Origin of the sequence: Segatella copri, from assembly GCF_026015625.1 — a bacterium.
GTDB lineage: Bacteria > Bacteroidota > Bacteroidia > Bacteroidales > Bacteroidaceae > Prevotella > Prevotella copri_H.
The window spans coordinates 1,394,239-1,414,099 of record NZ_JAPDVG010000001.1; the positions used below are offsets into that span (position 1 = coordinate 1,394,239).

Annotated in this window: 17 protein-coding genes; 6 read left to right on the top strand and 11 right to left on the bottom strand. The window is 47.3% G+C overall.

Annotated features, from left to right (window positions below; all coding sequences use genetic code 11):
* Positions 1–39: 39 nt before the first annotated feature.
* Together yfcE and ONT19_RS06320 are read right to left on the bottom strand one after the other, a co-directional pair.
* The gene (gene yfcE, locus ONT19_RS06315) at positions 40–585 is read right to left on the bottom strand and encodes a phosphodiesterase (protein ID WP_006848732.1); all 546 of its coding nucleotides are present in this window, start codon (positions 583–585) and stop codon (positions 40–42) included.
* 131 nt (positions 586–716) lie between these two features.
* Positions 717–971 (bottom strand): hypothetical protein, encoded by a 255-nt coding sequence (locus ONT19_RS06320; RefSeq protein ID WP_006848733.1) that lies wholly within the window; start codon positions 969–971, stop codon positions 717–719.
* Between the two features lie 272 nt (positions 972–1,243).
* Here ONT19_RS06320 and thrA point away from each other — a divergent pair, with 272 nt between their 5' ends.
* From thrA to ONT19_RS06340, 4 genes are all read left to right on the top strand, one after another.
* Positions 1,244–3,685, top strand: coding sequence for a bifunctional aspartate kinase/homoserine dehydrogenase I (gene thrA, locus ONT19_RS06325; RefSeq protein WP_264952912.1), 2,442 nt, complete (start codon positions 1,244–1,246; stop codon positions 3,683–3,685).
* 21 nt (positions 3,686–3,706) lie between these two features.
* Complete coding sequence (locus ONT19_RS06330; protein WP_264952911.1) at positions 3,707–4,957, top strand: cofactor-independent phosphoglycerate mutase; 1,251 nt, start codon at positions 3,707–3,709, stop codon at positions 4,955–4,957.
* Between the two features lie 93 nt (positions 4,958–5,050).
* The gene (gene thrC, locus ONT19_RS06335) at positions 5,051–6,352 is read left to right on the top strand and encodes a threonine synthase (RefSeq protein WP_022120315.1); all 1,302 of its coding nucleotides are present in this window, start codon (positions 5,051–5,053) and stop codon (positions 6,350–6,352) included.
* A 128-nt stretch (positions 6,353–6,480) separates the two neighbouring features.
* Positions 6,481–7,437, top strand: a complete 957-nt coding sequence (locus ONT19_RS06340) for a D-2-hydroxyacid dehydrogenase (RefSeq protein ID WP_117729195.1) — start codon at positions 6,481–6,483, stop codon at positions 7,435–7,437.
* A gap of 203 nt (positions 7,438–7,640) precedes the next feature.
* Here ONT19_RS06340 and ONT19_RS06345 read toward each other — a convergent pair whose 3' ends face one another.
* From ONT19_RS06345 to ONT19_RS06355, 3 genes are all read right to left on the bottom strand, one after another.
* Complete coding sequence (locus ONT19_RS06345) at positions 7,641–8,834, bottom strand: ATP-binding protein (protein WP_022120313.1); 1,194 nt, start codon at positions 8,832–8,834, stop codon at positions 7,641–7,643.
* 316 nt (positions 8,835–9,150) lie between these two features.
* Positions 9,151–10,233 carry a FecCD family ABC transporter permease gene (locus ONT19_RS06350; RefSeq protein WP_117695253.1) on the bottom strand — a complete coding sequence of 361 codons (1,083 nt, stop codon included), beginning with the start codon at positions 10,231–10,233 and terminating at the stop codon, positions 9,151–9,153.
* Positions 10,233–11,549, bottom strand: coding sequence for an ABC transporter substrate-binding protein (locus ONT19_RS06355; RefSeq protein ID WP_264952910.1), 1,317 nt, complete (start codon positions 11,547–11,549; stop codon positions 10,233–10,235). Before ONT19_RS06355 ends, ONT19_RS06350 begins: the two co-directional genes overlap by 1 nt.
* Before the next feature lie 164 nt (positions 11,550–11,713).
* Between ONT19_RS06355 and ONT19_RS06360 the strand changes: the two genes are divergently transcribed.
* Positions 11,714–12,343 carry a YhcH/YjgK/YiaL family protein gene (locus ONT19_RS06360; protein ID WP_264953095.1) on the top strand — a complete coding sequence of 210 codons (630 nt, stop codon included), beginning with the start codon at positions 11,714–11,716 and terminating at the stop codon, positions 12,341–12,343.
* Between the two features lie 17 nt (positions 12,344–12,360).
* Positions 12,361–13,086: a hypothetical protein gene (locus tag ONT19_RS06365; RefSeq protein WP_264952909.1), complete on the top strand. Its 726-nt coding sequence runs from the start codon at positions 12,361–12,363 to the stop codon at positions 13,084–13,086.
* A 341-nt stretch (positions 13,087–13,427) separates the two neighbouring features.
* Here the strand turns inward: ONT19_RS06365 and ONT19_RS06370 are convergent, their stop codons facing one another.
* The 6 genes from ONT19_RS06370 to ONT19_RS06395 all read right to left on the bottom strand — a co-directional run bounded on the left by ONT19_RS06370 (position 13,428) and on the right by ONT19_RS06395 (position 19,548).
* The gene (locus ONT19_RS06370; RefSeq protein WP_264952908.1) at positions 13,428–13,937 is read right to left on the bottom strand and encodes a hypothetical protein; all 510 of its coding nucleotides are present in this window, start codon (positions 13,935–13,937) and stop codon (positions 13,428–13,430) included.
* A 56-nt stretch (positions 13,938–13,993) separates the two neighbouring features.
* A complete protein-coding gene (locus ONT19_RS06375) occupies positions 13,994–15,007 on the bottom strand; it encodes a CHC2 zinc finger domain-containing protein (RefSeq protein WP_264952907.1) in 1,014 nt (337 codons plus the stop codon).
* A gap of 3 nt (positions 15,008–15,010) precedes the next feature.
* On the bottom strand, positions 15,011–16,543 hold the full coding sequence (locus ONT19_RS06380) for a hypothetical protein (protein WP_264952906.1): 1,533 nt from the start codon (positions 16,541–16,543) through the stop codon (positions 15,011–15,013).
* A 228-nt stretch (positions 16,544–16,771) separates the two neighbouring features.
* The gene (locus ONT19_RS06385; protein WP_264952905.1) at positions 16,772–17,401 is read right to left on the bottom strand and encodes a hypothetical protein; all 630 of its coding nucleotides are present in this window, start codon (positions 17,399–17,401) and stop codon (positions 16,772–16,774) included.
* Between the two features lie 130 nt (positions 17,402–17,531).
* On the bottom strand, positions 17,532–18,554 hold the full coding sequence (locus ONT19_RS06390; protein ID WP_264952904.1) for a hypothetical protein: 1,023 nt from the start codon (positions 18,552–18,554) through the stop codon (positions 17,532–17,534).
* Positions 18,541–19,548: a hypothetical protein gene (locus tag ONT19_RS06395; protein WP_264952903.1), complete on the bottom strand. Its 1,008-nt coding sequence runs from the start codon at positions 19,546–19,548 to the stop codon at positions 18,541–18,543. Before ONT19_RS06395 ends, ONT19_RS06390 begins: the two co-directional genes overlap by 14 nt.
* Positions 19,549–19,861: the final 313 nt, after the last annotated feature.

The following is a 19,861-nucleotide window of genomic DNA, read 5'->3' on the forward strand; positions in this document are numbered from 1 at the left end:
TCGCATTACATTCACAATTCACTTTTCACTTTCACTTTTTCATGCTTCCATTGTAGCCAGCACTTCGAGCGTATCCAGCTGATACATGGTGAACTTACCATCTTCCAATGTTGCAAAGGTTGGCGGATTGCCACCCTTCGGGAAGGTGATGCTGCCGGTATTTACGATGGCCTGCCCCTTCTCGTTATGAGAGAGTTCCCAGAGATGGGAGTGTCCATAGATCATAGCCTCGTAAGGACCCTTCGGCATGTTTTCCTTATTGTATACATGTCCATGGGTCAGAAGATAGCGCTTGCCTCCGTCTACCAGCAAGGCATAGGTCTCCATGATAGGGAAATCGAGGAGCATCTGGTCTACTTCCGCATCGCAGTTGCCACGCACAGCGATAATCTTATCTGCCAGCGCATTCAGTCTTTCTACGATACCCTTAGGATCGATTCCTTCCGGAATGCGGTTGCGGGGACCGTAGTTGATGATATCCCCCATGATGCACATCATGTCACAATGTTCAGCCTCGAAGAAATCGAGGACCTTTTCCAGGGCTGGCAAACAGCCGTGGATATCTGAGAATAAAAGATATTTCATTACTTGATTCAAAAAGTATTAATACTCACCCTCAACCCATTTTTTACCAGATTCAGTATATTTCATCCAAATAACCAAACCGACACCAATGATTGCTGCTATTGCAAAAAGTATTGTCAACATTTCCATAATTATTTCTTTTTTAATTCTACTTTTAATAAATAATTGCCTGCATAAGCAAAACATGCAGCAGCGATTACTGCGCATCCCATGCAAACATAGTTAGTTACTCCCATTGCCTCACCTGTAAACAGTGGCGACAATGCACCAATTCCAATACCGCTGCATACCATCTTTGAAAGACCAAAGAAATACTCAGCCAGCATCTCATTTCGTTTGAAATTGCGTTCAACGAGTTGATTTTTACTATTTACTTCTGTAACCATATTGCTAATGCTTTGAATTACATCGGCAAAATTAAGCAAATAATCCGAAACACCCAAACATTTCAACGTTTTTTATATATATAATAAGGTATAAGGAAGAGGAAGAGCCTGTAATTATCTACTGAAATAGCTTTTTTATCTACAATATGCTACTTTTTTGTTAAAATCCTTGGCAGTTTGATATATTATTCGTACTTTTGCCCTCAAGTTCTGCTTCGGCCCCGGTCGTTTCGGGGGAGGCATTACATTACCAACGTAAAATTCAAGAACATATGAAAGTATTAAAATTCGGCGGAACATCGGTTGGTTCCGTAAAAAGCATCCTCAGCTTGAAACGTATCGTTGAAAACGAGGCTAAGAAACAGAGTGTAGTGGTTGTCGTGAGCGCGCTTGGCGGTATCACGGACAAACTCTTGCAAACCTCTCAACTTGCCCTCAAGGGTGATGAACAGTGGAAAGTAGAATTCGAAGCCATGGTTGATCGCCACCACAAGATGATAGACACCATCATCACTGACACTACAGACAGAGAAAACTTATTCAAATCGGTTGATGCCCTCTTCGAGCAGTTGAAGAGCATCTATTTTGGTGTATACCTCATCCACGACCTCAGCGAGAAAACACAGGATGCCATCGTGAGTTATGGTGAAAGACTCAGTTCCAAGATTGTTGCCACATTGATTCGTGGAGCCAAATGGTTCGACTCACGCAACTTCATCAAGACTGAGCGCAAGAACGGCAAAGACAAGCATGTACTCGACAGCGAGCTGACCAACAAACTGGTAAAAGAAGCCTTTGCAGAAATTCCACGCATATCTCTCGTTCCGGGTTTTATCAGTCGTGACAAGAACACAGACCGCACCACCAACCTTGGCCGTGGCGGTAGCGACTACACAGCAGCCATCATAGCAGCTGCCCTCGATGCAGAAGTGCTCGAAATCTGGACTGATGTAGACGGTTTCATGACCGCCGACCCACGTGTCATCAAATCAGCTTATACCATCAACGAACTGAGTTACGTTGAGGCGATGGAGCTTTGCAACTTTGGTGCAAAGGTCATCTACCCTCCAACCATCTACCCAGTTTGTGTCAAGAATATTCCTATCAAGGTTAAGAACACCTTCAACCCAGATGCTCCGGGCACCATCATCAAGAACAAGATAGATGGCGACCAGAAGCCTATCAAGGGTATCTCTTCTATCAACGGTACAGCGCTCATCACCGTAACCGGTCTTTCCATGGTCGGTGTGATTGGTGTAAACCGCCGTATCTTCACCGCTCTTGCCAACGAGGGCATCTCTGTGTTCATGGTGTCACAGGCATCATCTGAGAACTCTACCTCTATCGGTGTGCGCGAGCAGGATGTAGAAGAGGCTGTAAAGGTATTGAACAATGAGTTCCACAACGAGATTGCCGATGGTGCCATGTTCCCAATGCACGCAGAGAAGGGCTTGGCTACTATCGCCATCGTGGGTGAAAACATGAAGCATGCTGCCGGTATCGCCGGTAAGCTCTTCGGAACCCTCGGCCGTAGCGGTATTTCCGTCATCGCCTGTGCACAGGGTGCTTCAGAGACCAACATCTCGTTCGTAGTGAAGAGCGATTATCTGAGAAAGTCACTCAACGTGCTCCACGACAGTTTCTTCCTTTCAGAATACAAGGTGCTGAACCTCTTCATCTGCGGTGTGGGTACCGTGGGCGGAAAGCTCATCGAGCAGATCAAGAACCAGTATGCCGACCTCATGGAGCGCAGCAAACTGAAGCTCAACGTGGTGGGTATCGCTTCTTCCAAGAACGCCATCTTCAACCGCGATGGTATTGATCTCGAGAACTACAGCGAGGAACTGAAGAAATCAGACCCAAGCACTCCAGAGGTTCTGCGCGATACCATCCTGGCGATGAACATCTTCAACAGCGTGTTTGTAGACTGTACTGCCAGCAAGGATGTGGCCGCTCTCTACCAGAGTCTGCTGGAGCACAACGTAAGCATTATCGCAGCCAACAAGATTGCTGCATCAAGCGAATATGAGAACTACGAGAAACTGAAGAAGACAGCCATCCAGCGTGGCGTAGTATTCCGTTTCGAGACCAACGTAGGTGCCGGTCTTCCTATCATCGGTACCATCAACGACCTCCGCAACTCCGGAGATAAAATCCTTAAGATTGAGGCAGTTCTCTCAGGTACGCTCAACTTTATCTTTAACGCCATCTCCAGCGTCGTTCCATTCTCTGAGACTGTGAGACTGGCTAAGGAGAAGGGCTACAGCGAGCCTGATCCACGTATCGACCTGAGCGGTATGGACGTGATTCGCAAGCTGGTGATTCTCTCCCGCGAGGCAGGTTACCGCGTAGAGCAGGAAGATGTAGAGAAGAACCTCTTCGTGCCAGACAAATACTTCAAGGGTTCGCTCGACAACTTCTGGAAGAAACTTCCTGAACTCGATGCCGATTTCGAGGCTAAGCGCAAGGCGCTCGATGTAGAGCACAAACGCTGGCGCTTCGTTGCTACCCTGGATGGCGGCAAGACTAGCGTAGGTTTGCAGGCTGTGGGTCCTGAACATCCGTTCTACAATCTGGAAGGTTCCAACAACATCGTGCTGCTCACCACCGAGCGCTATAAGGAATACCCTATGATGATTCAGGGCTATGGTGCCGGAGCCAGCGTAACTGCTGCCGGTGTATTCGCCAACATCATGAGTATCGCTAACATTTAACACTTAACATTAAAAGAAGAGATGAAACATATTATCATTCTTGGCGACGGAATGGCTGACCACCCGGTAGAAAGACTGGGTGGAAAGACACTCCTGCAATACGCCAACAAACCCTATATGGATATGCTTGCCAAGAAGGGCAAGACAGGAAGACTCGTTACCGTGCCAGATGGATTCCATCCGGGTTCTGAGGTAGCTAACAGCTCTATCATGGGCTATGACCAGAACGAAGTTTACGAAGGACGCGGACCGCTCGAGGCTGCCAGCATCGGCTATGAACTGGAGCCTACCGACCTTGCCCTGCGCTGCAACATCATCAATGTGCAGGACGGCAAGATTATCACCCACAACGGTGGTAACCTGGAAACGGAAGATGCGGATGTGCTCATCAAGTATCTCAACGATACCCTCGGCAAGAAATATCCTGATGTCAAGTTTGTTACCGGCATCCAGTATCGCCATCTTCTGGTGGTGAAGCACGGAAACAAGCATATCGACTGTGCCCCACCTCATGATCATCCCAACGAGGAATGGCATAAGCTGATGGTGAAACCTATCTTGCCGGAGATTGGAGGCGATGAGGGTCACATCAGCCGTCGTGATACAGCCGACCTTCTGAACCAGCTGATTCTCGAGAGTCAGGAACTCCTGGAGAACCATCCTTTCAATGTGGCGCGCAAGGAGCGTGGCGAACGAATGGCCAATCTTATCTGGCCTTGGGGCGGTGGTTACCGTCCGCACATGCTCACCCTCTCCCAGATGTATCCACAGATCAAGAAGGGTTCTGTGATTTCTGCCGTAGACCTGATTCGAGGCATCGGCCATTACGCCGGTCTGCGCAACATCATCGTTGAGGGCGCTACCGGTCTTGCCAATACCAACTATGAGGGCAAGGCAGCCGCAGCTATCCAGGCATTGAAGGACGGCGACGACTTCGTTTATGTTCACGTAGAGGCGAGCGACGAGGCAGGTCATGATGGTGATTTGGAACTGAAGCTGAAGACCATCGAGAACCTCGACCAGCGACTCATCAAGCCTATCTTCGATGAGGTAAGCACCTGGGACGAGCCGGTATGCATCGCAGTTCTCCCAGACCATCCTACTCCGGTAGAGATCCGTACCCACGTAAAGGAGCCTGTGCCTTTCATCATCTATTACCCTGGCATTGAGCCGGATAACGTAGAGAAGTATGATGAGGTAAGCTGCGTGAGTGGCGGTTACGGCATGCTGCAGCTGCAGGAATTCATGAACACATTTATGGGAATCAACTAAGTTAATAGTTAACAGTTTATAGTTTATAGCAAGTCTGCTTAATACAAGATTGCCCTATAAACTATAAACTATAAATTTTAAACTAGAATTACAATGAAATATTATTCAACAAATAAGAAAGCACCCATCGCCGACCTTCACAAGGCGGTAGTTAAAGGTCTGGCAGAAGACCGTGGCCTCTATATGCCAGAAATCATCAAGAAGTTGCCACAGGATTTCTTCGACAACATCGAGAAACTCTCCTTTCAGGAGATTGCCTACAAGGTAGCTGATGCCTTCTTTGGCGAGGACGTTGATGCCGAGTCATTGAAGAAGATTGTATACGATACCCTGGCATTCGACTGCCCTGTAGTTGAGGTAGAGCCAAACATCTACTCTCTCGAGCTGTTCCATGGTCCTACCCTCGCCTTCAAGGATGTGGGTGCGCGCTTCATGGCCCGTCTCCTGCAGTACTTCGTACGTCAGGAAGGCAAGGAAGAGGTGAATGTGCTCGTAGCTACATCGGGCGATACCGGTTCGGCTGTTGCCAACGGTTTCCTCGGCGTTGACGGCATCCATGTTTACGTGCTCTATCCTAAGGGCAAGGTGAGCAAGATTCAGGAGAGTCAGTTCACTACCCTCGGTCAGAACATTACAGCCCTCGAGGTAGACGGCGTATTCGACGACTGCCAGGCGCTGGTAAAGTCTGCGTTCATGGACGAGGAGCTCAACAAGCACATGAAGCTCACTTCAGCCAACTCTATCAACGTGGCCCGCTTCCTGCCTCAGGCATTCTATTATTTCAATGCCTATGCCCGCATGAAGGAGAAGGGTCTCGCCGACAAGCTGGTTATCTGCGTACCTAGCGGCAACTTCGGCAACATCACAGCCGGACTCTTCGGTCATGAGATGGGATTGCCTATCCACCGCTTCATCGCAGCCAACAACGCCAACGATATCTTCTACGAGTATCTGCAGACAGGCAAGTACAATCCACAGCCTAGCAAGCAGACCATCGCCAATGCCATGGACGTAGGCGACCCATCAAACTTTGCCCGCATCTACGACCTCTACAAGGGCAATCACGATGCCATCGCTGCCTACATCGGTGGTGCTACATACAAGGACGAGCAGATTGCAGAAACCATGAAGCAGTGCTACAATGAAACCAAGTATGTACTTGACCCTCACGGAGCTTGCGGCTATCGCGCCCTGAAGGAGCAGTTGAAGCCAGGTGAGGTTGGCGTGTTCCTCGAGACCGCTCATCCAGCCAAGTTCAAGGAGAAGGTAGACAGCATCCTTGACAGCGACATTGAGATTCCTGCACGCCTTGCAGAATTCATGAAGGGTGAGAAGAAGAGTATCCAGATGACCAAGGATTTCGCATCATTCAAGAACTACTTGATGAACGAATAAACCATACATACGGAAAAGCCTTTCTCTTTCTCAAGGGGAAGGCTTTTCCCATTAAAATAAACTCAGACTCAGATTTGTCAGGACAGATGGGTCTTGAATTTTATAACAACAGAAAACGGGAAAAATTTATGAAGATTGTTATTCTAGACGGCTATGCCGCAAACCCGGGAGATTTGGATTATCATCTTCTGGAGAAACTGGGCGAGGTGGTAGTTTATCCTCGCACATCAGATGCAGAGAAAGTGGAACGTGCCAAGGATGCCGACATCATCCTTCTGAACAAGGTACAGATAGATGCAGAAACACTGGCGCAGCTTCCTAAACTGAAATACATCGGTATCCAGGCTACCGGTTTCAACGTGGTAGACATCGAGGCTGCCAAGAAACAGGGCATCATCGTAACCAATATTCCAGCCTACAGCACCGATAGCGTGGCGCAGATGACCTTCGCCCTCATCCTTGCCGTAACCAACCGCGTAGAGCATTATACCCAGGAGAACCGCAACGAGCGCTGGGCTTACAATAAGGATTTCTGTTATTGGGATACCCCACTGATGGAGCTTGCCGGCAAGACCCTGGGTATCATGGGACTGGGCAATATCGGCATGAAGGTTGCCAACATCGCCCGCCAGTTTGGCATGAACATCTGTGCCTGCACCAGCAAGAATTCGAGCAATCTGCCTGAGTGGATCCAGAAGGTGAGCAAGGAGGGTTTGCTTGCCACGAGCGATATTCTCTCGCTCCATTGTCCGCTTTCTGATGACACCTATCATTTCATCAATAAGGAGAGTCTGGAGAAGATGAAGGATACCGCCATCCTGGTTAATACGGGTCGCGGTCCGCTGGTAGATGAGGAGGCCGTAGCTGCTGCCCTCCACGAAGGCAGTCTGGGTGCCTACTGTGCCGACGTAATGGCTCAGGAGCCGCCATCAAAGGAGAATCCGCTCTTCGGCGAGCCTAATGCTTACCTCACCCCTCATATTGCCTGGGCTACCTACGAGGCTCGCGAGCGCCTGAACAAGCAGGTAGCCGCCAACGTAAAGGCATTCCTCGAGGGCAACCCGATTAATGTGGTGAATAAGTAAGAATGCTACTTTAAAAATCTGCATTTCTTAAATGAAGACAGCCAACCTTCAATATCCCAATTGAAAGTTGGCTGTTTACTTTTTCTTATAGTTTTCTTCTGAACTGCCTAATCAGGTACTTGGGATTTCGTCTCATATTCCATAAGTCAACAAGAATAATTCTATCGTATTCCGCATCATACCGATAGATGATTTTCCAATTTTTATTCAAACAATTGCATGATATCCATACAGAAGAATTCTTCAAATGGAATACCATCGGTGCCAACAACGATTGATTTCAGAGGATGGAATTTCTCTTGAAACATAGGAATACCACTATTCATGCCTCTCTTTCCACTCTTAACCTCTATGGCAACGAAATCTCCTTGTGACTCCAGGATATAATCCACCTCATTATTATGATCTCGCCAATAATAGAGATGACAGTCATTGTCCTCCACAAAATCGAGAAGACAAGTACCCACTGCCGATTCCACCCATCTGCCCCAAATCATTGGGTCAACATAATCTTTGTCAAACCCCTTACCGCGATATGCCGTGAACAAAGCATTGTTAAACACTGTAAACTTTGGGATAGACTGTCTCTTACGAGCCTCATCGCATGCAAACTTTTGAAGTCCGCAAAGCAAGTTGGCTTGCTTCAATATTTCGAGATAAGAAGACAAAGTCGTGACATTGCCTGCATCTTGCAATTGTCCAAGCATTTTGGTGAGTGACAACAACTCACCAGAATAAGAACACCCTACCTCAAAAAGCTGTGACATGAGTGAAGGCTTGTAAATATTCGAAGTCAAGAGAACATCCTTTTCAATGGCAGGTGCCACAAGAGAATCCTTGACATATTTCCTCCAACGCCTAAAATCCCCGATATAATCCACCGAGCCTGGATAACCTCCAAAATAAATCCATTGTTGGAGTGATAACCCGAAGGCAGCTTTCATTTCCGGAAAAGTCCAATGCCCCATACGAATCAACTCGAATCTACCAGCTAAAGACTCGGTTAGCCCTTTGCGCAAAAGCAAGCGAGACGAACCCAGCAATACGACTTTCAGGTTTACATGATTTAGGGTATCGGCATCCCACTCTCTCTTCACATATTCACTCCATCTGCGTATTTTCTGTATCTCGTCTATTACAAGAACAGCTTCTTGCAAATGCTGAATATCCATTCGGCTTCGAACAGACTCCCAAGAACGTCGAATCCAATCCGAATCTTCTTCATTTACAGAATCAGCATTAAATTGAAATACTACCTTATCAATAGTCTCTGCTATTTGCGCCATAACTGTTGATTTGCCAACCTGTCTTGGTCCTGCCAAAACAAATATACACTTACGTCTTTCGCTCAACCTACTCAACATCAAGTTGTAATGTGGTCTTCTATACTCACCCATATTCTTTAATTTGTAATATTAAACAACTCAATTCTTCGTCACGAATTACTCAATTCTTCGTCACGAATTACTCAATTCTACTTTGCAAAGATACAAAGAATAGATGAGTAAACACATTACCCATGATTATTTTTTAGCATTCTTAACTCATCATACAGCTTTGCCCCTCTCCTTCACGCGCTTAGGATACACCTGGCCAGATTATACATCTTCTCATAATGCTGACGAAACATTCGTTATATATTCTTTTCCTGTTTCATACACTATCTATACAGTTGAGCCCAGCAAAAAACTAAGCAAAACTCTGGCTTTTTCCCTATCTCTTTTTCACCAAAACATAAATGATGACGGGGGCTCCGAAGAGCGGGGTCACGGCATTGAGCGGGATGATGCCGCCTCCTGCTGGCAATACGCAGAGGGCATTGCAGAGCAGGGCGATGGCGGAGCCCATGAGCATGGTGAGAGGCAGGAGCTGACGATGATTGTCAGTACGGATCAGGAGGCGCACGATGTGGGGCGTGGCCAGGCCGATGAAGGCGATGGGACCGCAGAAGGCGGTGACCACGGCTGTCAGGAGACCTGTAACCACTAGGAGCAGGATGCGCAATCGGCGAATGTTGAAACCCAGGTTCTCGGCGTATTGCTCGCCCAAGAGCAGGGCATTGAGAGGCTTTACCAGCAGGAGCGAGAGCAGCAGGCCGATGAGGGTGACCGTGGCGAAGTAAGGCACTTCTGCCATCGACACGTTGCCCATGTTGCCCATGCCCCATATCATGTACGACTTCATGCCCTCTGCCGAGCTGAAGAAATTGAGCAGGGAGATGCCGCTGCTCGCCAAATAGCCCACCATGATACCGATGATGAGCAGCACCACTTGATTGCGCACCATCGCCGAGAAGAGAGTGATGATGCCCATCACCAGCATGGCTCCAGCGAAGGCGGAGATGAGGATGGCTAGGAAGCCACCGATGGTGAGTCCGTCCAATGACAAGAAGCCGCCGATGCTGAAGCCTGCGATAGAGATATTGCCGCCGAAGGCGAGCATCACCACCGCCACAGCCAGTGCTGCTCCGCTGCTGATGCCGAACACGTCAGGCCCCGCCAGGGGATTGCGGAAGGCAGTTTGCAGCAAGAGTCCGCTCGTGGCGAGGGCTGCGCCTGCCAAGAGGGCTGTGATGGCATTGGGCAAGCGGGATTCCATCACGATGTAATGACTCATCGACTCGATGGTCTCATTGGGATAATAGGAGTCTGCCGGGGTCATATCTACCCCTGGGTGCGCCAATATGCTCAGCACCTCCCTCAATGGAATGCTCACGCTACCCCACGCCAGGTTGGCAAAGAACAAGGCTACTATTGCTAGCACCAACGTAATGGATATAATCGTTGTCTTCTTCATTAATATTTCTTATAGAATCTGAGTTTGCCAAACTTATCTCCTGCTTCTGGATGCGAGAGGATGATGAACTCGCGGAGCAATATCTCGGGATGGAAACTGGTGAGTTCGAAGTATGGCTCACAGCTGGTATCGGTCTCGTAGACGGTGCCTGTCTGGAATGCTTTCAGAGCCTGATAACCCTGATATTCAGCTAGAAGATTCTGCTTGGTTAAAGCATTTCCGCCGAAGTATTTGAAAGCCCAGACATCCACCTGGTTGCCCTTGGCGATGATCTGTTCGGGGCTCATGGAGAGGCTGCCGCTGTGGGTGTCGTCGGCGAAGATGTAGCGGGCATGAGCATCACGCAACAGGATGCCCATGGTGCTCTTGCCGCCCGGCACATACCATACATTGCCCGTCTTGCGCTCGGTGAGGATGGAGAGCCCCTTCGGATACCCGGCTGCCTCAGCTTTCAGCTTCAGATATTCCTTTTCTATCTTCGCAAAGAGCGAATCTGCCTTTGGTTCGCAAGATGCAGCAAGAGCGGTCTTCGGTGCATTCCCGTCTTTTTTAAAGAGCATGCCGTAGAATTTCATCCATTCCGCCCTGCCCAGTGGCGAAGACTCCATATAGTCGGCAGCCTCGATGATGGGCACGTGCAGCTTGTCGAGCTTGCCATATCCTCCGCTGTTTTCGAAAGGCGAAAGGAGGATGGCTTCGGGTTTCAGGGCGATGATGCGCTCGATATCGGGTGCCATGCTCGAACCGCAATCCACGATGGAATTTCCGGCAGAAGCATTCTCTGCAGAAGCTTTTCCGGAAACAGCTTTTCGGGCAGCAGCATTTCCGGCAGCAGCAGCCCTCTTCTTTACATCCGGAATATTGATGTAATCGAGGTCGCAGACACCACGGATGGCCTGCTGGCAGCCCATTTCGTACATCAGCTGGCAATGGGGAGCGATGAAAACGGCACTCCTCTCCACCGGTGTGCGCACGGTATCGGTAGTGCATCTCGCCCCCGTGCTGCGCCTTCTGGCAAGCATCGCCACCGTCTTATCCCCCTCCTTTCCCTTCGGAATCAGGATGTAGCGATGCAGCATCGTTCCCGCCTTCCAGGGGTTGGCGATGATAGCCTCAGCATACTGATAATCAATACCTTCTGCAGCATCGGAACTCTCTTCCCCATCGCCATGCTTCACGATGGTAAGCAACTTGGCGTACTTCATCTCCAGGGTATCGCCAGCCTCCGCATCAGCAGCAGCCGTCTTTTCTCCCTGGCATGCCGCCATCAGCAGGGCCGCCGTAGCCCCACACAAAAGAATATACAGTTTCTTCATAATCTTACAAAATATGTGTGCAAAGATACGAAGAAATCTCCATTTTCCGTTTGTTTTCTCGAATAATCTTTGTACTTTTGCCCTCAAATTTAACTAACGCTACAATTTAATAAGTCAAAATGAAGAAGATTATCTGGGGCATAGCCCTTTTATTCAGTATATCGATGGCCGCCGGTGCGCATACTTGCTGTCATAATTCAGCACAGAAATGCGGCTGCAAGAGAGGTTATTACACACAGTATTACGGCGATAAGCCCGAACTCATAAAAGAGGCTATAGCTTGGGCGGAGAGCGACGTCTGGCGCAATGGTTTCGACAAGGCGAAGCCACATTCCAGCGTAAACCTCGCAGATTTCTATCTGCAGTATCAGAAGAATCCGCAGCAATGGCAGGCGCTTTTCGACTATCTGGCAAAGACCGATTTGCTGAGCATTCCGAAGGGAAAGCACAAGATTCCGGGTTCCGACCTCGTGGTAAGTGTAGAGGACAGCAAGAACGAGCCACTGGAAAAGCGCCGCAGCGAGAGTCATAACAAGCACATCGATTTTCAGTATGTAGTAAAGGGAACCGAGCGTTTTGGCGTCATCGACCACTACTCCAGCACCCCCAACTGCAAGTATCGTCCCGACGTAATCCACTACGACTACGACCGCCGGAAGGCCCGTTTCTTCGACAGTACCCCCGGCGAATTCTTCATCTTCTTCCCGAGGGATTGGCACATCGCCAAGGTGGCAAATGATGGCGAAGACCAGACCATCCGCGTTATCGTGGTGAAGGTGGATTATAAGGATTAAAGATAATTAAAAATAATATGATAGTTTATATAGCCAATCCATTATATGATGCTGTGTTCAAGCGCATCATGGAAGAAGAGCGCATCGCCAAGACGTTCTTGTCTGCGATTTTGCAAAGAGAAGTCGTCAGCATCAAGATATACCAAGATGAATTCCGCAATATCAAAAGCAATAGCATTTCGATATTTAAGATGGGATTTGTTGCCAGCATAAAGAATAACGAGAACAGCAACGAGCTTACAAACATAAGGCTGTATAAAACTTGGGTTGACACGGACGTCTTGGAACCTCGCCAGCATCTGGCATGGCAGCGCTATATAGAAGAGAAAAACTCGGATGGTATTGGAGATGAATCTCTCCCAACGATTTCGGTTTTTCTCCTAGCCCACCGTATAGGAGATTTCGAAACTCCAGTTGCATGCCCTGCCCCCGGCAACATTATTGTCCAACTGCCAATAATCAGCAAGACTCAAAACTCGAGTCAAAAGAAGGTATTAAGCATTTTTGACCAAGCAAGAACTTGCAGGGAAGACAAACACCTCTTGAAAGTAGATTATACCCCCTATGATGGAGATACGGATATGGAGTATATGATTAAAATGCTTCTTTCAATGGCATCTGACCCAGATATGCAATACCAGATGAATATCGAAGATGAGTTTATCTCCTTACTTGAAAAGAAGGATACCGAAATCCTGCGACTGGATCATTTGATTGAGCAAAGTAAGCTGAAGGAGGAATAAAAAAAGAACTTCCCCAAGTTTGCCCCACACGCCCTGAAAGGGCAGAAGCTCCTAGCCCAGGGCATCGCCCTGGGTAAATACGGACGCAAACCTGTCGCCCTGTAAGGGCAAAAGCTTTAAATACTTAGTAATAATAAAGCTTTTGCCCTTACAGGGCGCCTTGCTGTTTGCCATTATACCCAGGGCGATGCCCTGGGCTAGGAGCTTTTGGGCCTTCAGCCCGTTCTTGAACCACATGCAAAAGTTCAACACCATGATATTGAAGTGAATTATATCGAAGGAGATGATGTTACTCAAGATGTTACTCAAGATGGGTCTCAAGGTGGTATTCAAGGTATCCCTTACCCCACTTCCACCACTACCTCGCTGCCCCTGACCATCGCCTTCTTCACGCGGTCGAAGAGTTGGAGGAAGAGTTCCTGGCTCCTCAGAACGAAGCCGGGAGCATGGGCCTCGCCGATGAGGATACCGCCCTTGCGAAGCCGGAACGGACCATTGCCCGGCTGCATCATGGGACAAGGAAGGGCATAAAGCTCTTCCAGGCACCCGAACTCATGACTCTTGCGCTCCATGCGGCAAAGCTTGCAGGTTTCGGGGAGAGGAAGAGAAGAAGATGAAGAAGAATCATCCCCTACCGGTTCGAGGAAAAGCATCTGGCGGGCGAAGCATTTGCATTTAGCCACCATGATGCGATATTCACCCGGCTCCAGACAGCCACCCTCGCGCTCCATCGTATCACAAATGTACTGATGACCTACAACGATACCCTGGCGATTAACTACTTCCTGACTAAGGCGACCAACAATGGCGCCATGATCTCTACGAAAACGATTTAAAAACAACTTCATCATAACACGCAACAACTTAAAAACAACAATAGAAAAACATTTGAAATTCACATTCACTTTCACATTTTCTGAACGTAAAACGACTGGTAATAATCAGACAAATCCTTGCAACCTTCCGGCAACTGATGGTACACCAGCTGAGGGAACATTTCCTTCAGTTTCATATAAAGACCGATGCCCGGTTTGTCCTGATCAGGCCACATGTGAAGATTCCTTCCCGCTAAAAGATTGCGACATTCTTCATTACAAAGCGTAGCACTCGGGATGGCTATTGCCTTGTAACCCATAGACATAGCGCTCCAGCAGTCGGTACATCCCTCGGTAATAACCAATGGCTCTTTTTCTGTCACCTGCGGCAAGATCTGCATCCCATATACCATCGGCTTGCTACCTGGTGCAAACTTAAACCGCGGTTTTTCTTCAGTCTTATCTCCCAGATATCTGCTCTGAACCGTCAGCAGATTGCCATGAACGTCATAATAGGGAATCAACAGGGAAGGACCATCAAAAAACTTTCCACCAAAGCGATAGCCAGCAATGGAGAAATCTGTGCTCACCACTCTACACCAATAGATATATTCCGGGCGCAGCTTTCTCTGATAGAACAGGAAATCCTTGGCTTTATCTGTCAGTTTCTTACCCATGAGCATACGCATCAGATAATCTACGTCAGGCTTATGCTGAAACTCGCCTCTGAGATTGAGTCTGTCCGTATCACATTCAGATTTTCTATGCTCAGCAACTGTTTTATCCCGATGAAGCACATCCTTACGGTTTCCCGCAGAATGATTACCGGCGCTGATATTGAATCTTCTGCACAGCCATTGGCAAGCCTCCGAAAAAGAGAGATTCTCCCGTTTCATCACCAGGTCGATATTATCTCCACCCCACCCGCATGCAAAGCAATGACAAGTGTTGGTGGAAGTCCAGAAATGCAAACTCGGATGGGTATCATTATGACTGATACAAAGGGCATTATGATACCGCAAACCCATTCCCAATTCATCAGCAACCTCCAGGATGCTGATAGCTCTAAGTTTAGAGAGCGTATTTGAATCAATATATTCTGCCATCTTCTAATTGTCTTTTTTAATATTACCATCACCAATAGTGCCTTTCTGCTGCGTCTTTCTAAGCACCTTTCTATCCTCGCCCTTTGCTGGTTTTTCGAGCCATCCCCATCTGCGCCAGTTGCACACCATGTTGCGGGCAGGGGTCTTGAGTTCCTTCTGCTTCAGAAATTCCTCCAGGAACTGATAAGAAAATTCCTGCGGCAACTCGCTGAAATAGTCTACAGTATGATAAGGCTCTCCTTCGCCCTCGGCAGAAATCTGCTCGAAAGCCTTGCCCCACCGCTGCAACATATTCTGCAAGATGCGATCGGCACAAGCCAGATAGATCTGCCTAACCAGTTTCCGGATTTCCTTCTCGCTCTTCTTCCCTTCAACCTTGTATAGCACTTGCATGAGGGCAGCGATGCGGAAGGCTGAAACCGAACTGCGCTTGTAGAAGACATCCATCGACTTGGACATGGTTTTCACCACCTGCTGGCGGCAGTCGTTACACCATTTTACCACCGTCTTGTAGAGCCAGCTCATATCTTCCTCTATCTCCTGATGGAATTTTCCATCTTCCTCGTAGCACAACCCGAAGAGCTTATCCAATGTATTCTCCAGCTCATTACGCTGCGTATCGGTCAACGCCTGAAACTGTGGCGGATTGTCGCCCAGATGACTGATGAGCGGGCATAAGATGGTTCGGGTTACAGCACCGCCCTCAATGGCAGCTTTGTTCATATATCTGCTCACCGCACTCTGAGTGCCGCAGAAAACGAACGACAGCAAGGCATCTACCATGGCACTATAGCTGGATTCGCTCATGAAATCCTGACCATAGACGCTACCCAGATCGTAAGCTGTCTTGATAACCTGCGAGAGGTCGGCAAACTGGCGCTTGGCAGAATGCACGATAGCAGAAATCTCATCGGCAAATTCGAAGAGCGTCTTCGGAGCACCATAAAGTTTGACGGCTGCATCGCATCGCTTGATAAACATGGTGAGCGATACGGTTTCGGGCAGGATGGTGATGTCGGTCTTCGGTTCGGGTGGCAGCTTGCCGTCCTTCTTTCCCTGGCGTCGCTTCAGGGCAGCATACTCCTGCTCCTTGGCTCTCATTTCGCTGTCGCGCTCGATGAAAGGTTTCATCAGGGTACGCATGATGTATCTGGCAAACGATTTTCCGCTCGACTGCTCGCCCTCTACGATGACCTGCAGCACGATAGCCGATTTTTCTCCCTGATTATCATACACATACTGTATTCTGACACGTGTAAGATAAACGCTGAGCATGGCAGCAGCCACCACCAGCGTAGGATACTTGAGGTCAGAAGGCGAAGTGATCATCCATTCTCTGATGCCCGACGGATAATCCTTATCGGCAATCAGGTGATGCATGGGCATCTCTTCATTCTCTTCAGCCTGTTCAGACAGCTTTTTTCCTATCAACCCAGATGATACCTTGTTATTGATTCCGCCCTTGGTATCCTCAGGCTTTGCCACTGGATTAGTCCGAGACGCTTCCTGTGGAGGTATTTTCTTTCCTTTTTCCATAATCCCAATCATTGATTATTTCTGTATGCAAAAGTAAGGAAAAAAAGCCTCCCCGGCAATAGGCGTCCTGCCGGTTCGCCTCCTACTAAGCCTCATCGCCGGCAACTAAGCCTTCCGCTAAGCCTCGAGCTCATCTGAAGGCAAAAAAAAAGCACTTTCTGCTTGCAAACGAAGCAAAAAGTGCTGATACTGTATTATTTCTAAAAAATCTTCTGTTCAGATATGTTCCTATTCATTTATATTATCACCCCTACTGACATAAGAAAGAACCAAACGGCGAACCACGGCATGAATGTCTTCATTAGGGAACTTCTGGCGATATTTCTCCGTAAGGTCTTCGCAGAAATACATCTTGCTATGAAGCAAAGAAGAAGGAATATTTAGCTGCATAAACACATCGTATGTTGCAACAGGCTTGCCATCCTTTGTGTCGACAGGCACAATATCCATCTTATACCAAGCATTTGCAGATGTGGCAGGGAACAATCTATAATTGTCATTACTCTCCACTTTACCAGCGATGTCCAGTATATATCCGTCAGCAGACTTATCGTCCTCAGGATTCACCGCATATAGCATACATAAAGCAGCAAGCGTCGAGTGTTTTTTCATGATAAACTGATATTTTTTGCTTCCTCCAAAAGGAGGGTTTGCCTTCAAATCCTGCTCTATATCCTCACGAATTTGTGGCGCATCCACCACAAACTCTACTTCGCCAGTATAATTGACGACAGTTTTCGATGACTGTGGATGTGGATTCGGCTGAATAACCTCACCATTGTCATTACTGTTGTCACACGCACAAAAAGCCAAGACTACCAACAGTAGTAAGACTGATTTTTTTACAAAATACTTCATATCCAAATTTGTTTATTAAACCTATTCTATTGTTAAACGTAGAATATGCCTAAAACTTGCTCTATTTTACGTTTTTAACATTCCATCTAAAACTTGCCACACTCACAAGAAGCAATCATTTCCCCGCTTCTTACTGTCCCTTACGGTAGATGGAAACAAAACGTTTAGCGATGTTTATCAGATTCAAACGGGCTACGGGGTCTTTCACATCATCAAAACTCCAGTTGGGAAATTCGCCACGCATTTTGGAGAAACGCTTGGAGATGACATTGGCATTGGTCAGATTGGAAGGCAGACCCAACTGCTCTGTAAGATACTTGAAGAAAGATTTGCCATTTTCAAAGTCGCCGTCAAAATCATCGATACTGGAGAGCGCCACCATAATCAGGGCATAGTCTTTCTTCAAAGGAATAGCCTTCTCGTCTATCATCTTCTGCAAGGCTCGTTTTACTCTTTCTCCCTGGCTCAAGTCGCCCCATTTCTTCTCATTATCTTCTTCCGTTTTTTCCTGCCCGCCGTTTTCCTGATGCTCATCGTCTGTCACTTCCAATTCTAATGTCCTCTTCTGTTCAGGCTCGAATCCGTGCAGATAATCTTCATCATTGTTCAGGCGCATCAGTTCATTAATCTGAGATGAAACGAAGAAACCATCCTCGCCATAATAACCGATATTGGCTGCCAGCCGCTCAACCACCTCATGGTTCTTCACGACTGCTCCGAGGCACCGCTGAGAAAACTCCTGAGTTACGTAGCCTCTCCATTGCCCCATAATCATTGAGCAAAATTGAAACACTTTCGACTCCAAAGGCATCATCTGAAGTATCACAGCTGCCATATACAGGATGACAAATACGATTCTCTGCCGCTCTTCCTGAGCTGTAGCATACCCATCCTCGTCAACATAGTTTTTCTCATATTGCCCTATTCCTTCCACAAAGGCTAGGCGGCTCTCGGTATCGGTATGCGAAAACATCATTTTGTCTACGATGCAGAACACCTCATAAAAAACATCCTCGCATGAACATCTGGACGTAGGAAACCACGTCTTATCATTGAAGATATCATGGGTGATGGCTCTGAAAACCTGATAAATCATGTGTTGCGAAAAAGATTTATCTACCATCTGTCTGGTCTTCATCTTAAATAACCTCATCGTCGTAACCATTTAAATCATCAAGAATCACATCAAGAGAATTGATCAAAGCAAACTGAGAATTCCCATGACAATCGCAACAGACAACATCTCCTATAACCAAGGCAGAAATCTCTGCATCGGAGATTTTCACCTTGGTTCGTTTCAGCGAACGGGAAGAGGTGCACGGACCTTTCCAATAATATACCTTGATGCCGTAATCTTCCTTGCTGCACAGGTTCACCAACATGGCAACGTCTCTGTTTGCCTTGTCCAAGCGCAACTGCTCACCTCTATCTGTACCATATAGCACTTGATACTTACTGGCATTGAGACACTCCATAAAGGATTGCTGCAGCTGTAATTGCATGACAAAGGAATATGGCGCATCGCTGAGAGACTGATGGCGAGGAAAAGAAAACACCACAGCCTTTGGTCTGCAGCCAGCCTTGATTCTTTCAGCCACGGCATCAAAGAAATCACCAGGTGGCAACTTGGCAGAAATCACCATATTCCAGCCATATTGATTCGCCACCCTGTTGATATTATCACGCAGAAGAGCCACCACCTTGTCCTGCCCTCTTTTGCCGCCGAAGATTCTGGATTCTTCCACAAAAAGGAATCCTTTGTTGGGGCGATTATCAATAATCACCTTGCAGAAAGGCTGGTTGTGAATTTCATTCTCCTTAAAATCACTCCAATAAAATTCTTTCTTGTCTGCGCATACATCCAGCACAGCCACACCTTCGCGAAATCCCAATATTCGGTTGTCGTGAATAACGTCTTCCTCATACTTCCGTGATTCCACTAAAGTCATTTTCTTGCTTTTCAGCAAACTGTCCATTACCTTCTCGAAACCAGTCTGACACTCCTGATATTTTTCAGGCGATGGCATTTCGGGAAATTCCAAGGGTAGAGTACCCTCGATACTTGATAGATTCCGGCTTTTGCAGAAATCAAACTTGAAGACAACGTAAGAAGTCTTTTCGGTGCTGTTTTGGATTCGTCCAGTCATTAGCTTGCGATTTAAGTTATACCATGAAAGTTATTTTTCATAGCATCTACAAAAGTAATACTTTTTCCCCGAATAAACAAATAAATTCTAAATTATTTTTTATCAAATTGTCTTTTTTTCATAAACCATCAAAACAAAATGTGAATGTGAATGTGAATTTGAAATGTAAATCAATGTATCGGGTTGTTCCATCCATTCCTTTTATTGGATATTGCGAATGAAATTCAGTCCTCGCGCGCGTACCTTATTATATATATAATATGAACCTATTATAATGGCTACTATTACTTAAACACGATTATACGCTTCTCCT

What these genes read in the sequence shown, in the direction of transcription:
- ONT19_RS06370 (WP_264952908.1), bottom strand. Translation starts at nt 13,937, where the DNA reads ATGATGAAGTTGTTTTTAAATCGTTTTCGTAGAGATCATGGCGCCATT.
- ONT19_RS06380 (WP_264952906.1), bottom strand. Translation starts at nt 16,543, where the DNA reads ATGGAAAAAGGAAAGAAAATACCTCCACAGGAAGCGTCTCGGACTAAT.
- ONT19_RS06365 (WP_264952909.1), top strand. Translation starts at nt 12,361, where the DNA reads ATGATAGTTTATATAGCCAATCCATTATATGATGCTGTGTTCAAGCGC.
- ONT19_RS06360 (WP_264953095.1), top strand. Translation starts at nt 11,714, where the DNA reads ATGGCCGCCGGTGCGCATACTTGCTGTCATAATTCAGCACAGAAATGC.
- ONT19_RS06355 (WP_264952910.1), bottom strand. Translation starts at nt 11,549, where the DNA reads ATGAAGAAACTGTATATTCTTTTGTGTGGGGCTACGGCGGCCCTGCTG.
- ONT19_RS06330 (WP_264952911.1), top strand. Translation starts at nt 3,707, where the DNA reads ATGAAACATATTATCATTCTTGGCGACGGAATGGCTGACCACCCGGTA.
- ONT19_RS06345 (WP_022120313.1), bottom strand. Translation starts at nt 8,834, where the DNA reads ATGGGTGAGTATAGAAGACCACATTACAACTTGATGTTGAGTAGGTTG.
- ONT19_RS06340 (WP_117729195.1), top strand. Translation starts at nt 6,481, where the DNA reads ATGAAGATTGTTATTCTAGACGGCTATGCCGCAAACCCGGGAGATTTG.
- ONT19_RS06395 (WP_264952903.1), bottom strand. Translation starts at nt 19,548, where the DNA reads ATGACTGGACGAATCCAAAACAGCACCGAAAAGACTTCTTACGTTGTC.
- yfcE (WP_006848732.1), bottom strand. Translation starts at nt 585, where the DNA reads ATGAAATATCTTTTATTCTCAGATATCCACGGCTGTTTGCCAGCCCTG.
- ONT19_RS06350 (WP_117695253.1), bottom strand. Translation starts at nt 10,233, where the DNA reads ATGAAGAAGACAACGATTATATCCATTACGTTGGTGCTAGCAATAGTA.
- ONT19_RS06320 (WP_006848733.1), bottom strand. Translation starts at nt 971, where the DNA reads ATGGTTACAGAAGTAAATAGTAAAAATCAACTCGTTGAACGCAATTTC.
- ONT19_RS06385 (WP_264952905.1), bottom strand. Translation starts at nt 17,401, where the DNA reads ATGAAGTATTTTGTAAAAAAATCAGTCTTACTACTGTTGGTAGTCTTG.
- ONT19_RS06390 (WP_264952904.1), bottom strand. Translation starts at nt 18,554, where the DNA reads ATGAGGTTATTTAAGATGAAGACCAGACAGATGGTAGATAAATCTTTT.
- ONT19_RS06375 (WP_264952907.1), bottom strand. Translation starts at nt 15,007, where the DNA reads ATGGCAGAATATATTGATTCAAATACGCTCTCTAAACTTAGAGCTATC.
- thrC (WP_022120315.1), top strand. Translation starts at nt 5,051, where the DNA reads ATGAAATATTATTCAACAAATAAGAAAGCACCCATCGCCGACCTTCAC.
- thrA (WP_264952912.1), top strand. Translation starts at nt 1,244, where the DNA reads ATGAAAGTATTAAAATTCGGCGGAACATCGGTTGGTTCCGTAAAAAGC.